Source organism: Dictyobacter kobayashii, from assembly GCF_003967555.1.
In the GTDB taxonomy this organism is placed as follows: Bacteria; Chloroflexota; Ktedonobacteria; order Ktedonobacterales; family Ktedonobacteraceae; genus Dictyobacter; species Dictyobacter kobayashii.
Window position 1 is genome coordinate 799,760 of record NZ_BIFS01000001.1, and the last position, 14,760, is coordinate 814,519.

Genomic DNA, 14,760 nt, shown 5'->3' on the forward strand with positions numbered 1-14,760 from the left:
ATAATAGTTCCTCACTGAACCATGTTCGATCGATTAGCTATAAATTTGATGGGTATATACCAGCATATAAAATTATCACTAGTATATTTATACTCTCTAGCTTACCATGTTTTCTCTTTTTACAAAACACCCTTTACTAATCACCTATACCTTTCGGGGAAGTTCCGTAAAGATTGTTTAGCTACTATGTATAAATCATCCATAGAATTTCAACACGAAAAACTGTAAATTATCTTTCTACTCTGTATACACTTTGTACATATTTAAAAAACTGTTTTGCATATTTTTTATACTCAAGCCATAATCCTTGCGCTTCTAAAAATTGCCTGTATACTATGAAATAGATTTGATCAGAAAAACTTGGACAATTTCGTCTACATCTTGTATCATGAAGACATATAACTCACCTTTTAGAAATGCTACCCGTGCCATCTTGCGACAAAGAGGAGCGCGTTTTCCATCCGGGGATGGAAAGATAAATGTTTGTTATCAGGAGCGAATATGAGTGCATTCAATCCACGGGATCCAAAATGGATCAAGGAATCTCGCGAATATCTCGAGCCACGAGGGATCATACCATATGTTGTGGAAACCACGCCGCGCGGCATTGTCAGCCATGACCTCTTCTCCCGCCTGCTCCAGGACCGTATCATCTTTGTAGGAACCCAGATCGATGATATGGTTGCCAATAGTGTCGTAGGTCAGTTACTCTATCTACAAAATGAAGATGCAACTAAGGATATCAGCATGTATATCAACAGCCCAGGTGGAGTCATTTATGCTGGCCTGGCTATCTATGACACTATGCAGTCTCTGAAAGCTGATGTCTCAACCGTTTGTATGGGTATGGCTATGAGCATGGGGGCCGTACTGCTGGCGGTGGGAGCCAAGGGAAAACGCTTTGCGCTCCCCAATTCGACCATCCTTATCCACCAACCATTAGGCGGTGCAGAAGGACAGGCTTCCGATATCGAAATTACGGCGCGTGAGATTATTCGTTTACGGCAAAGCCTGCTAGGAATCCTTTCCAAGCATACAGGTCAGCCGATCGAACGCATTCAAAAAGATGCCGACCGTAATTACTACCTTTCCGCACCTCAGGCTGTAGAGTACGGGATTATCGACGAAGTGCTCACCCGAGAAGATTAATCAATGCCCAAAAAAAGCACACAGTGCCACCGAACAAATTGTCCGGTGGCACTGCTGTATTTCAGTGATACACTATAGCTCATTCAACGACCTGGCATTTACTATATGCTTTATATTAGTGGTGAGCTGCTCCATGATGGGCTGCTCCATGATGGGCTGCTCCATGATGGGCTGCGCCACCGTGGTGAGCTGCGCCACCGTGGTGAGCTGCTCCGCCATGATGGGCTGCGCCACCGTGATGGGCTGCGCCATGATGGCCACCACCATGAGGAGCTGGAGCCATTGGTGATGTTGGAGCGGCTTCAATCATCGCGCCACTAATAATGTGATGACCAGCAACGCCATGATGGGCGGCTGTACCATGATGGGTTGCGCCGCCGTGATGCGCTGCTGTACCATGATGGGCCGCGCCACCATGATGGGCTGCGCCGTGATGGGCTGCGCCATGATGTCCAGCAACATGGTGTCCACCACCATGAGGAGCTGGGGCAGCATGAATACCAATCTGCGCAGGAACGAAGGCCAGGAATCCACTTAAAGCAACTCCGGCGGCAATAGAAACCAATTTACGTGTAATATTATGCATAGACATCGAGAGTAAACCTCCATTAATCGGAACATTTTGTTATTGTAGAAAACATTATTTGACAGGTCTAGAATGTGCATCAGAAGAGTGTTAGTGCTACTCTCCTGACAATTTCCATTGCGTGTAAGACATACATGTTCTGGAAATCTAATAGTAATTATCGGTAAGGCTGATCTATTAAATAGATCTATTAAATAGTGGTAGAGCGATTCTAAAAAGATCACACTTTTTTAGAATCGTCTGGAGCATGCCTCAAAGAGTGTGATTATTTCCTATGGTGCGGGGAATCGTGCTGCACCTTGTATACGTGCGATGTCGCGCCCGAACTGGTTTAAATGGTATGTTGTCGAAACGGGGCCGAGCCCCGTTTCGACAACATACCATTTAATTAATTGAGCACCGCAGACGCAAAAGCCCGAACTGGTTTATTCGGTAATAAACCAGTTCGGGCGCGACAGCGCGCGCCTGTATAACAACGACATGCTTTCCCATAAATATGGAAGTCTGACACGCTGAAAAGGGGAATGATCAACGAAAAAAGAGCAGGAAAAGGTGACACTTTTCCTGCTCTTTTTTCGTTGATCAATACCAGCTATTCTTTGATAAAGACAAAGCCATAGTGGCCGGGAACTTCGACTTCAAACATCTGGTTCTCCTCGGAGACCGTGATCTCATAGGGCTCGGGCCGTTTTGTCTGATCGATCATCTCACGATATGTGCCTGTCAGGGGAAACGGGACACTAATCTTTTGAGGCTCATCAGAAAAATTAAGGAAAACCAGCGCGACCTGACCACTTTCGCAGTGATGACGTCGGTAAGCAACAATCTTATCCTCGATACGCGACTCAGCACTATAGTAGAAGGATTCACGGCTGCGCAGCGCGACATAATTACGGCGTAAAAAGCCTAGAGTACGATAGAGTTGGACCAGGGGGGTACCATACTCATCATAGAAGTATTCCCAGTTGACATTACGCTGGTAGCAGACGCGAGCACGTCCCTTTGCTGGCAGGACATAGTTCTGAGCGAACTCCTGACCTTGCCAGAGCATCGGTGTCCCCTCGCTGGTGTAAAGAGCAATCGCAAACGGCTGCAGCTTATAGAATTGACTCCGATCCCCAAATGGCACATCATCTGGAAGGATTGCCACATGCGAGATCAACTGACTATTGTCATGATTCTCCAGATACTGGAATGGCATCACCGGCATATCTACCGGCTGCCCCTCTATATCCTGTACAGTCTTAGTGTAAGGATAACCGGTATAGTTTTGATCCAGCACCACATTATGCACAAAATGTTCATCCACGGTCCCGGTCTCGGCCATCCCTTCCGCCATACAGCGCAGGCTATCCTGCCAGGTGCTGGTTGAAAAGGTATCTTTGAGAATCTCCTGTGGCCGGTTCTGGGCCTCGGTGCATTGAATCAAGCGGCTATACTCACCAGCCTTGCCTGTGGGCGTAAAACGCGCAATCTTCAATGACTCATTATAAGTATTGTAGGCAATCTGCGCGTACTGGATACCCATCGGACCGTCATAGAGATCGGTCACTTCATCATAACGGAAGCCGTCGATATGATATTCGTGCAGCCAGTGGCAATTGGCCGCCTGGATATACTCACGAGCAAAGTCCTTAGAGAAATCGATCTCCGGACCAAAGGGACCGTCCCCTCCAATCATGGGGCTCTCCAGCCCTGTATCCTTATAAATGAGGTTATAAGGAAAACTGGGATCTACGTGCTGATAAACAACATCCAGAATGACCGCAATGCCTTCACTGTGACAGGCATCGACCAGCTGCTTTAAGCCCTGGATACCACCCCAGCGCTCGTAAGGGGCAAAGTAGTGCAGTGGCTCATAACCCCAGTTAAAATTCAATTTCAGACTGGTAATCGGCATCAGCTCCAGACAATTCACGCCCAGGCTCTTCAGATAGGGGATACGCTCGACCACACCTCCGAAGTTGCTGTTGAACTCTTCAACATTTAACTCATAAACCACCAGATCAGCCAGCTCGGGCGTCTTCCATTCCTCATCAGTCCATTCGAAAGGCGGAAAACTCTCAGGAGTTACTACCGATGAGAGGAGACCAATATCAGTTGCCAGCGCGAAAGGATCTGTAAACCAGCGTGTCACAATACGCTTTTGGTCAGTATCAGGCTCGCTCTGTAACAACTGGTAGCGATAAAGATAGGTGCCGGAGAGGCCAAAATGGGTCCCTTCCTCCAGCGAAAGGTGCACATCCGCATGCCAGCGGTCATTGGTGGACCCTTCTTTATACTGTAGAGTAAAATCTCGCGGGAGAACGCTTTCATAGAAGTGGTCTGCTTTATGCAACACCTGCACATGCACCTCGTAGCCATCCTGAGCAGTAATACCGGGAAGATAAATGCCAAAGGTTATATCCACACCATCCTGGTTGGCTGGCCGGGCATAGGCGCCAACTTCACGCAAATTGATCATTGATGCTCCTACTATAAATCATATATATCATTAGAGAAAATAATAAGGTTGTCAGTTGGGCATCCAATCCTCCACGAATATTACACCCAGACAAACCCCAACCATATCTAGCACGTGGCAGAGCTTTTACAGGTTTCAACCAACGATTGTTGGGATAGATAAGCGCGATGAAGTGCCCTTTTTCTACGTTCTTCAATCTGTAGTAAGATATACAAGTAGCCGTTTCAGAATAGCATGGTTAAGATCTTATCCGAAAACCTAATGATGAGAAGCATACTGAAAACAAATGAGTCCGCAAGCCAGCTGCAAGAACGCTTGATACGTTTGACCAAGCTTTTCCCAGCGGACCAGCAAGCGGCGCCACCGATTGAGCCAGGAGAAAAAGCGCTCGACCACCCATCGACGCGGCGTTTTTCCTGGTTCCAGGCTGTTGGCTTCTTCCTGGGGAGGCTGATACCACGTGTGGTACTTCCGGTTGAGCCGCACGTGTGGTTCATAGCCTCGTTCATAGAGCTCACCATAGATTGCCTCATGATCATACGCCGCATCCAAGCACAGGTTTTGAGGATGCTCCACGGTGGGTTCTGGTTGTTCAGCGACGAGAGCATCCAGGGTGGAGAAAAGCAGCTTGCTATCATGGCGGTTGGCCCCATCAATGCACAGCGCCAGGGGCAAGCCACGGCGATCACACAGAATGCTCCGTTTGGTTCCCTGTTTGCCGCGATCGGTGGGAGCGGGGCCGACGGCGGCTCTGGCGAAAGGGGCTTTCACGGTCGAGCTGTCGGCGCTCTGCCAGTCCCAGCTGATGCCGACCAAGTCGTCATAGTGTTGCAGGCCAGCCTGCCACAAGCGCTCAAAGACGCCTTGGGCTTCCCACTCGCGGAAGCGGTCATAGACGGTGCTGGATGCTCCCAACTCACGAGGCAGGGCGTTCCATTGAATGCCGGTTCGCAACACATAGACGATGGCGGCAAACATCTTGCGATCATCGGCTGCAGGCCTTCCGCCTTTGGGATGCGGCGGCCGTTCTGGGATCAGGGGGCGTACGCGTTCCCACAGTTCATCGCTGACTTCCCACGGTCGTGTTCGTACCATCGTTGTTCACCTCATCGTTTTTTGTCTGTATTGTATCACTGGTTTTCGGATAAGGTCTAATATATTAGATAGGAAAAAGCATGCAACCCAAACCTGAAAACTTTAGTCGCCAATACGCAGAGTCATTCAAAAATCAACATGTCGTGGATGCTTATCGCTATCGCGCTCCCTATCCACCAGAGACCTTTGCCATCTTAGCTGACCTGATCAAGGATGAGCCCCGCACACTGTTAGATGTAGGCGCAGGTTCAGGAGATGTAGCACGACAATGTGTACACTTTGTCGAACGTGTGGACGCGGTGGACTTCTCTCAAAATATGATCGAGCGTGGGAAACAATTGCCCGATGGCAACCATCCCCACCTGAATTGGATCTATGGTAAGATTGAAGAAGTGCCGCTTACACCACCTTACGCATTAATTACTGCCGGCTCCAGCATCCACTGGACGGATTGGGAAGTCGCCTTCCCACGCTTCCATGATCTGCTGACCCCCAATGGTGTGCTGGCCCTGGTGCACCGCCGCACATTATCGATGCCCTGGAATGAAGAGCTCTCACAATTGCAGGCTCAATATTCCACCCGTCGTGGACACCGCTCAACCTATGTACGCAAAGAACTGGAAGAACGCGGCCTGTTTCACACCGTGGGGGAAACAGAGACCACGCCAATCGATTTCCACCAGAGCATCGACGATTTCATCGAAGGTCTGCACTCGCGCAGCAACTTTGCCCGTGAACGCATGGGGCAGGAAGCTGCCCAAAGTTTCGATCAGCAGGCCAGGTCCCTCCTCTTACGCTACCAACCCAATGGTATCCTTCCCCTACAGGTCATCGGCACCGTCGCCTGGGGCCATCCCCTTAAACCCACCCACTAAAACAAAAACAAAACATACTGTTCGCGCCTACGACGCTCAAAATTTTCAGGTAGTGTTGCGCGTTTTCTGCAACACTACCTGAAAATTTTGGAAACATTGGCACTTTAGACGGCTTAAAACAGGCTAGCTACAATACCTGAAAAAGATTGGGAACATCAATATTCCAGGCTACTTAAAACAGGCTGGCAACGTAGGGCCAGAAAAAATAGAGTAGACAGGCCAGGATAATAAATGTGACTATAAGAGCAAGGCGTATAAAGCGGCTCTTAGGATAACTTTCTTGTGCATAGGATGGGCGCCGCCTATCATTATCTTCCATAAATCTCACATCTCCCGCTAAAAAAATTAATCTGGTATGGTAAGCAACTTAAAAATCTATTCTCTCATTATCCGTGGCCAGTGGTGCAACACAGGTCACTCGCTCAAAGGAAAGACACGCGAGATGCGTTCAAGCGAGACGAAACGTCCCAGGATATTCCAGGATTTGATGGTATGGTCATGGCCACGGGCAGTGACGATGTAGGTGATGTTTTCAGGGTCCAGGTACCAGCGCTGGATAGCTTTCTCCTGGCCCTCTACTGGACCATATACACCACCACGCAGGAACACTCGGCGCACAACTCCTTCACGTGCGCAGGTCTCATCGCGCACAAATTGTACCCGGTCACCCTCACTATACTCAGGAACAGGTAAAGTCGCGGGATCGAAACCGGCTGGCCAGCCTACTATGCGTTGCCCATGGCGAAAATCAACTGCCTCCCAGTGTGCCGTCGAACTGTTCCAGACCGGGACGGGTAAATATTTCTCAGCCATTCTTACGTCTATCAACCTTCACTATAAACATTAAGTCATCACGCCAACAAGCGCTACTCTGATAGGAGTCGAATAAAAAACAACTGCCTCCAATCTTATCATAGAATCGGAGGCATTTAGAGGTCACACAGAAAATTGGCCAATCAAGATACAATGCTGGCTACCACGTGAGACACAATCGGTATCTAGATTCAGTGGTTTAATATTGGGCGAGACAAACATGTAGTCGATACGGAAAACGGCCCAGACGCGGTTTAAGGAGTTTATCCCCCAGGATTCCCCGCTACCACTGCCTACCTGTAACTGAGTATCTTCAAGGCCGGACGCTAGATCATGATAGGCAAGTTCACGATCAGTCAAATTCATATCACCCAACAACAAGAGCCGCTCTCCACGTGTCAGTAGCGGCTGCAAGAATTGGTGTAGCTCTTTGACCTGGTTGTCGCGCCGCTGGGGGCAATAGAGACAACCATAAACCGTATTTACCGCTGAGATTGGATGCGCATTAACCACAAGCATCGTACGTCCATGGCCCAGATCCAGCCGCACCCAGAGGACCCGTGGGATATCCCAGACTGTACGTGAACCATCCGAGGCTTGCAGTATACCATGATCAACAATCGGATATTTACTTAACAAGGCTTCGCCCGGAGGGACATCATTGGGTTGATAGAGATGATAAGGATAGGCTTGCAATATATCAGTCGCCAGGTCGATACCTGACCAATCAGCTTCCTGTAATGCGATGATACCCGGATCCTTCTCATCAATGATTTGTCTGAGGTAACCATCGCGCTTATTCCTACCGCGATAATTCCAGGTCAGCGCGGTTACAGTCTGGCCTGTAGCTGACTCTTGTGCGCCTCCATTGCCCAAACGCGGCGGGAACCATAGACAAAAGAGAACAATGCCAAGCACAAATACCACACGCAGCACAGAGGTAAAGCGCCAAAGGAGGAAAGGGATGAGGATTAGCAGTGGGATAAACAGGTATGGCGCGAAAATAGCCAGCAAGGCCAATATACCTTCACGTTGAGGTACGAAAACATGAGCAACGATAATTATGTCAACTACCAGTAGATAGCAAAGGGTTCCAATAATCAATGTCTTGAAACGTTGTTTCTGCCAAACACGTAAAAACCAGTTCCCAACCATTACTTAAAAATCCTTTACTAGCAAATGCATAGTAATGATACTATATGATCCTTTATCAATCCAGGCTTTTTAGCTGTTTTATTGAGTTCTACATTCTGCGACGTTAAACGCGTGCTTATACCGTAGGCGATTTCAATGATAGAGTCAAGGTATAAGATCACATATTTCACAGCGGGTTGAAACCTTGCGCCGGTGTCACTCTCTTGAGGGGTGGGTTGATGGGTAGATTGTGGTAGGGCTGCCCGGGCACGGAGATGTATTAATCGACCAACTCTGTCGCTACCCGGTGAGGTGAATGCAATGGCAAATGTACATAAAAAGTTGAACCTTCATGCAGACGGCTCTCCACCCAGACCCTGCCACCATGGCGATTAATAATTTCTTTGGTTACATAGAGCCCGATGCCGAAACCACTCAATGAAGAGTTATCGGTCATTCTCGCGCGATAGAAACGCTCAAAAATACGTGAACACTCATTGGGAGCAATACCAAGACCGTGATCTTTCACCCACAACCACGCATCACGATACTTCCCACTTAGCGACTCACCCGTATGAGTAACACGCAGGCCCACTTCGATCGCGCCCCCATTGGGACTATATTTGATAGCGTTATTAATCAGGTTGCTCATCACCTGAACGATGCGTTGCTTATCGAACTCGCCTGGCAGAGGTTCATGCGCTTGTAGTCCCTCGACAACCAGGTGTAATTGATGTTGATTGGTTGTCATAAGTTGACTGTCCACTACCTGGATTAAGAGGTGGTGAAGGTCGTGCGTGGCTAGATTAAGGCTCAGTTGCTGTTGCTCAATTCTAGCAATATCAAGCATGGCATCAATGAGTCGAGTCAAATATTCGCTTTGATCGACAATATGCATCAGTGCCGATTGGGTCAACTCGTCGAACGAACCTTCTTTTAATGGAATCTGCGTTAATAAATCCGCAAAACCTTGAATAATGGTGATTGGTGTACGCAGTTCATGGCTGGCAATGGAGAGGAACTCATTTTTTTGCTGCTCAATATCCTTCGCTTTTGTTATGTCTTGAAAAAGGATGATCGCGCCAGTCAAGATGCGCTGCTTATCATGCTTGATAGAGATGGGGGCACATGAGACCAGAACTACTGCCTGCTGGCCATTGGGAGTAAAAATCGTGGCTTCTTTACTGCTGACAATTTCGCCACTTAACGCTTGAATCAGGAAAAAATTCCATGGGGGCAAGGGGTCCTGGGTCAGTTTCTGTACATATGAGACGTGTGAACTGATGCACTGGTAAGCCAATCAATTGAACAAGCGGGATCTGCAATAAACGAGCTGCAACTTCATTCGCGTAGCGAATAGAGCCTGTTACAGCATCAGCAATCAGCGCCCCCTCAGGTAACTGATCCAGGATTGTATGTAAACCCGTCTGCTCACTCTGCACAGTCAACATCAGCCGGGCCTGTCCAAGTGCAGCCGCCAGATATGTGCCCACGGCTAATAACGTGGATACCTCAGCCGTTTCTGACTGCAGTTTCGAGCCAAATGCCGCCGTTAACATACCTTCGTAACAACTGCCAAACCATAGTGGAATAAAGATAATGCTTTGTATTTGTTCATGCGTCCAAAGCTGCCATTTCTCCCTGTGATCTATATATGTGTCAGCCTGGATATCTTCAATAACCATTGGTTGATGTGGAATATGCTGCTGCTCAAAAAATGGGAAAGGCTGTCCAGATAGCGTATGTAGGCGCTGCGCAAGGGCATCGTCGTCACAACGGGAATGAATACCTAATAAACGATAACTTTGCCGCGTATCATCTACAACATGAAGACAGGTAAGGCTCGTATGCAAATTGGTATGAATAGTATCCAAAGTCCTACCAATAACAGAATTGATATCTGAAGACTCACGGACACTCTGAGCCACGCTATCAATGAGCTGCTGACCTATGTGCGTCTGACTCATCACAAGCCTCACTTCATAAATAGAAATATTTGCACGCTTACTTCTAAGCTTATTTCATCTTACAAACAATAAAATACTATACGTTCCTTTAACAAACGTGTCAAGAAGTGTTTCTGCTTGCACGAAAAGTAACATATCCCTATACTAGCAAAGTACCATTTTTTCTGACACAGGAGACTACGAATAATATATATTACTACAGGGTATGCTACATTCGGTAATTGTAGATCATCACCAATACTGAGTAAAGGGGAAGTGCGATGTCAGACCTACAGAACAATGTAACACATGAAGAGGCCTATTTTACTGATCCCGAAAGTGCTTCAGAAATGGCTCGGCTTACGAAACAAGCCCGCTTGCTAACCAGGGCAATGGGAGGGCGCTGGATGGATATCAATCGGTCAACTATTATCGATGTACTGGACCTTGCCTGCGGGCCAGGCGAGTGGGCACTGGAAATGGCTTCGACCTATCCCAATAAACAAATCACTGGGGTGGATGTCAGCCAGCTCATGATCGATTATGCACGCTTTCAAGCCACCCAGCGCTCCCTGTTCAATGCCCACTTTCATACGATGAACATCCTCCAATCACTTGATTTTCAGGCAGATGCTTTTGACTTTATTAATATTCGCTTGATCGCTTCTTTTATGTTTCGCTCTATCGATAACTGGCCGAGGCTACTACGGGAATGCGTCCGTGTAGCGCGCCCGGGCGGCATTATCCGCCTGACAGATTGTGAGTGGTTTATCAGTAATAGCCCGATGACCGAAAAATTATTTGGTTTATGCACGCGAGCCATTCATCTCAGTGGAAATACATTTTCTCAGGATGGACGCCAGTTGGCAGTAACGCCAATGCTCAAGCGCTTCCTGCGCAACGCCGGATGCCGCAATATTCAACACAAAGCCTTTGTGGTTGATTGCTCTTCAGGCGCCGAGTCACACCAGAGCTTCTATGAAGATATGCTGGTCTTCCTCAAGCTACTACAACCACTTGTGCTCCACACTGGTATCGCCTCTCAAGATGAGATAGAGTTACTCTACACCAAGGCATTAGAAGAGATGAATAATGAAGATTTCAATTGCCTGTGGTATTACCTCACGACCTGGGGAGAGAACGCAAAATAATTAGCATATCCAGACCAGACCCTATAGCAATTTGTACGATGGACAGTATACTATCAACATAGATACTGGCAGGCAGATATTGACTCGAGAACAGTTCGCATAGTTGATGATAGAGCCTAAGGAGATTTCCATGGATAATCAGGATCATTTATCTACCCAGGCCGTTCCATCCTCAGAAACACCAGTAGCGATGGCAGCAATGCCGCAAGAATCACGCATGCGCCGCAAAAAAGATGTGGATTACGTTTTTCTTGAACTGACCCGCAGCATCTGCCCCGACTGCCGCAAAGTGATTGATGCACATATACTCGTGCGAGATAATAAAGTGTATATGCGCAAACGCTGTGCTGAGCATGGCGTCTTTGAAGGTCTGGTCTATGGTGATGCACAGGCTTATATCTCCGCTACCCGCTTCAACAAACCAGGTACCATCCCACTGGCTTACTCTACCGAAATACAACATGGGTGTCCACACGACTGCGGACTGTGTCCAGACCACCAACAACATGCCTGCCTGGGCATCATCGAGGTCAATAGCGCCTGCAACATGGATTGTCCGCTCTGCTTTGCCAATGCTGGAGCAGGCTTTAACCTTACGCTGGAAGAGGTCGAAAATATACTTGATCACCTGGTAGAGACTGAGGGCAATCCGGAGGTCGTCCAGTTCTCAGGCGGAGAGCCAACCATCCATCCACAGATTATCGATATGATCAAGGCGGCCAAGCAACGCAATATCCGGCATGTCATGCTTAACACCAATGGGAAGCGCATTGCCGACGACGATGATTTTCTGCGACAATTGGCCGATCTGCGCCCCTCGGTTTACTTCCAGTTTGACGGCTTTGAGTCCGAGACCTATCGCATCCTGCGCGATGAGCCTGATATCTTGCCACAAAAGCTCCGCGCCCTGGATCGCCTGGCAGAGATCGGAGCGCACGTCGTGCTGGTGCCAGCCGTGGATCGCTTTGTCAATTTGCACGAAGTAGGGGCCATCGTCAACTTTGGCCTGCGACATCCAGCGGTACGTGGCATCAATTTCCAACCCGCCTTTCAATCTGGTCGCCACGGCGAAAGCGATCCAATGCAGCGCCTGACCATTCCCGATATATTGCAAGCGTTAGAGGAACAGACCCGAGAGACGCTAAAAGTATCGGACTTTGTCCCGGTGCCATGCTGCTTCCCTACCTGTAACTCCGTCACCTATGTACTTAAAGATGGCGATACCGTCTTGCCCCTGACACGTTTGCTCGATGTCGAGGATTATCTGGACTATATCACCAATCGAGCTGTGGTCGACATTTCAGAAGATATTAAATCCGCCCTCGAAGGGCTGTGGTCTTCCTCGGCCGTCGCTGGCTCAGATAAAGCGGCCCAGCAGTTCGCCCTCTCCTGTGCCGCCTGCGGGTTGCCGGATAACGGATTAGATTTGCAGGCATTTGCCAGCAATATCTTTATGATCATGCTGCAAGATTTTATGGACCCCTGGACATTTAACCAGAAGAATCTAATGAAATGTTGTAAAGAGATCCTGTTACCAGATGGGAAACAGATTCCATTCTGTGCCTATAACAACGTTGGTTACCGCGAGCAGGCACGTGTCCAGTTGCAGGCACGCGAGCGGCAGCGAAACCAGGCCAGACGAGCGGGCACGCCCTACACGCCTGAACCACTGACCTTCTCCTTTGAGGAAAAGTAATATATCCGATACCGCAAGGGGTTTTTAACAATGAATACAGAGCACAAGGCACAAACTGAGCTTGACGCAACCGAAGTTAAAGCCTGCTGTGCGCTGGCCTATCAGAGCGATGCGGCCCGACTGTTGCTGGGTGATTCTTTTCATCCGGGTGGTATTCGTCTGACCGAACATCTGGGCAGCTTACTTCAACTAGCGCCAGGACAGAGGGTACTGGATGTGGCATCTGGCCAGGGCCGAAGCGCGCTTGCCCTGGCCCAACGTTTTGGTTGCCATGTGCTAGGCATCGAGTATGGTGCCGAAGCGGTCAGACAGGCTACAGAGGCTGCCATCGAGGCCAATATCACTCATCTGGTCACATTCCAACAAGGGGACGCCGAACAGCTTCCAGTCGCCACTGGCAGCTTTGATGCCGTTATCTGTGAGTGCGCCTTCTGCACATTTCCAGATAAAGCAACGGCGGCGACAGAGTTCCAACGTGTCCTCAAACCGGGCGGCCAACTGGGCCTGAGCGATCTAACACGCACTGGTGAAGTACCAGCAGATTTGCAAGGTCTGCTGGCCTGGATTGCCTGTATCGCGGACGCCCAACCCGTACAGGCTTACACGCGCTATCTGACAGATGCGGGCCTGCATCCAACCCTGGTCGAAGCCCACGATGAGGCACTACAAGAAATGGTACAGCAGATCCAAGGAAAACTGTTGGGAGCCGAGCTACTGCTACGTCTGCAGAAGATCGAACTACCAGCCTCTTTTAACCTGGAGCAAGCAAAAAAGCTGGCCAGAGCAGCCAGGACAGCGATTCAAGCGCAGACCTTTGGCTACGTCGTGATACTGGCCAGGCAGTCAGCCTAAAACAGCGACATCTTAGCTGGCAACAGCCCTAGTCAAGCGAAGAGGTGGATTTTGTCGTCTGTATATGTGTACCCACGTTTGCAGCCAGTTGGGCCACTGGAGCGGCTATCAGCAAACAGATCATAACAACGAGCAAGGGCAGATGCAGGAAATGGATAAAATTGGATAAATAAGGGGGCGCGAGCAGCAGCAAGAAATAGAGGCACTGCATCAGCCCGGCAGCTTTGCCCCATAGTGTCGAGCCAAACCGTACCGGTTGGGCAAAGGCCAGGTAGCTCAACAAGGCTGCAATGAGAGGCAGTAAAAAGCGCAAGAGCATCACCAGTCCAATCCAGAGCGGCAAGATGCCATTCTGGAGCAGGATAAGGGTGAGGGCCAGGTAGAGGCAGAAATCAGCTTCACCATCAGCAATCTGGCCCAGTTTGCTCTGCATACGCCAGTGCCGGGCAAGATAGCCATCCAAAATATCTGTCACGATGCCACATGAGAAGATGGCGAGGGCCAGGCTTGAAGATACTGCCAGGCCGCCTACCAGTCGGGCCAGCAAATATGCTGCGCCCAATCCCCGTAACCAGGTGAGCGTATTGGCGACTCCAACATATGGTAGTAACCTGCCACTGGCGACAGAACGATGCAGGCCCAGATGCCAGAACAGGTCGCACTGCTGCCAGGCAACACAGAAAATGAAGGCGGGCAACAGGCGCACTGTGTCGGAGACGCCCGCCAGCAGGCTATTCGCAAACAAGATCACCAGGGCCAGCAAGCCAATAAACCAGGTTACTCGCAACCAGGAACGTCTCAACGACGGATTCTCATAGGCGGTCTGGCAGGACATCAACCAGGAGTATTGAAAGAAGCGGCCCCAGGCACGCGCACTAAAACGCTCACGACGCAGCGTCGTTAATAGCTCAACCACAAAAGCCTGTTCAGCATCTTTTTGCATGCAACATCTCCCTGGCAATCCTTCGGCTCAATAATGTACCCTAGAGAGTAACGCCC

14 protein-coding genes are annotated in these 14,760 nt (G+C 49.2%); 5 read left to right on the forward strand and 9 right to left on the reverse strand.

The window, feature by feature from the left end; genetic code table 11:
- The first annotated feature begins 501 nt into the window (after positions 1-501).
- A complete protein-coding gene (locus EL645_RS03485) occupies positions 502-1,149 on the forward strand; it encodes an ATP-dependent Clp protease proteolytic subunit (RefSeq protein WP_126548737.1) in 648 nt (215 codons plus the stop codon).
- Positions 1,150-1,264: 115 nt separating this feature from the next.
- On the opposite strand, the gene EL645_RS03490 is transcribed toward EL645_RS03485, so the two are convergent.
- From EL645_RS03490 to EL645_RS03500, 3 genes are all read right to left on the reverse strand, one after another.
- Positions 1,265-1,741, reverse strand: coding sequence for a hypothetical protein (locus EL645_RS03490; protein ID WP_126548738.1), 477 nt, complete (start codon positions 1,739-1,741; stop codon positions 1,265-1,267).
- 586 nt (positions 1,742-2,327) lie between these two features.
- Positions 2,328-4,199 carry an alpha-amylase family glycosyl hydrolase gene (locus tag EL645_RS03495; RefSeq protein WP_126548739.1) on the reverse strand — a complete coding sequence of 624 codons (1,872 nt, stop codon included), beginning with the start codon at positions 4,197-4,199 and terminating at the stop codon, positions 2,328-2,330.
- 258 nt (positions 4,200-4,457) lie between these two features.
- A complete protein-coding gene (locus EL645_RS03500; RefSeq protein WP_126548740.1) occupies positions 4,458-5,294 on the reverse strand; it encodes an IS5 family transposase in 837 nt (278 codons plus the stop codon).
- Positions 5,295-5,374: 80 nt separating this feature from the next.
- Between EL645_RS03500 and EL645_RS03505 the strand changes: the two genes are divergently transcribed.
- A complete protein-coding gene (locus EL645_RS03505) occupies positions 5,375-6,169 on the forward strand; it encodes a class I SAM-dependent methyltransferase (RefSeq protein WP_126548741.1) in 795 nt (264 codons plus the stop codon).
- A gap of 172 nt (positions 6,170-6,341) precedes the next feature.
- Here the strand turns inward: EL645_RS03505 and EL645_RS39015 are convergent, their stop codons facing one another.
- The 5 genes from EL645_RS39015 to EL645_RS03525 form a co-directional block, all read right to left on the reverse strand.
- Positions 6,342-6,488, reverse strand: a complete 147-nt coding sequence (locus tag EL645_RS39015) for a hypothetical protein (protein WP_161977075.1) — start codon at positions 6,486-6,488, stop codon at positions 6,342-6,344.
- Between the two features lie 95 nt (positions 6,489-6,583).
- Complete coding sequence (locus EL645_RS03510) at positions 6,584-6,982, reverse strand: hypothetical protein (protein WP_126548742.1); 399 nt, start codon at positions 6,980-6,982, stop codon at positions 6,584-6,586.
- Between the two features lie 123 nt (positions 6,983-7,105).
- Positions 7,106-8,137: an endonuclease/exonuclease/phosphatase family protein gene (locus tag EL645_RS03515; RefSeq protein ID WP_126548743.1), complete on the reverse strand. Its 1,032-nt coding sequence runs from the start codon at positions 8,135-8,137 to the stop codon at positions 7,106-7,108.
- A 259-nt stretch (positions 8,138-8,396) separates the two neighbouring features.
- Complete coding sequence (locus EL645_RS03520; protein WP_161977076.1) at positions 8,397-9,356, reverse strand: sensor histidine kinase; 960 nt, start codon at positions 9,354-9,356, stop codon at positions 8,397-8,399.
- Positions 9,298-10,083 (reverse strand): PAS domain-containing protein, encoded by a 786-nt coding sequence (locus tag EL645_RS03525; protein WP_126548745.1) that lies wholly within the window; start codon positions 10,081-10,083, stop codon positions 9,298-9,300. The genes EL645_RS03520 and EL645_RS03525 overlap by 59 nt, the downstream gene beginning before the upstream one ends.
- A gap of 260 nt (positions 10,084-10,343) precedes the next feature.
- Between EL645_RS03525 and EL645_RS03530 the strand changes: the two genes are divergently transcribed.
- The 3 genes from EL645_RS03530 to EL645_RS03540 all read left to right on the forward strand — a co-directional run bounded on the left by EL645_RS03530 (position 10,344) and on the right by EL645_RS03540 (position 13,761).
- The gene (locus EL645_RS03530) at positions 10,344-11,213 is read left to right on the forward strand and encodes a class I SAM-dependent methyltransferase (protein WP_126548746.1); all 870 of its coding nucleotides are present in this window, start codon (positions 10,344-10,346) and stop codon (positions 11,211-11,213) included.
- 130 nt (positions 11,214-11,343) lie between these two features.
- The gene (locus EL645_RS03535; RefSeq protein WP_246035266.1) at positions 11,344-12,909 is read left to right on the forward strand and encodes a radical SAM protein; all 1,566 of its coding nucleotides are present in this window, start codon (positions 11,344-11,346) and stop codon (positions 12,907-12,909) included.
- Between the two features lie 30 nt (positions 12,910-12,939).
- On the forward strand, positions 12,940-13,761 hold the full coding sequence (locus EL645_RS03540; protein ID WP_126548747.1) for a class I SAM-dependent methyltransferase: 822 nt from the start codon (positions 12,940-12,942) through the stop codon (positions 13,759-13,761).
- A 28-nt stretch (positions 13,762-13,789) separates the two neighbouring features.
- Here EL645_RS03540 and EL645_RS03545 read toward each other — a convergent pair whose 3' ends face one another.
- Positions 13,790-14,704 carry a CDP-alcohol phosphatidyltransferase family protein gene (locus tag EL645_RS03545; protein ID WP_126548748.1) on the reverse strand — a complete coding sequence of 305 codons (915 nt, stop codon included), beginning with the start codon at positions 14,702-14,704 and terminating at the stop codon, positions 13,790-13,792.
- Between the last annotated feature and the right edge of the window lie 56 nt (positions 14,705-14,760).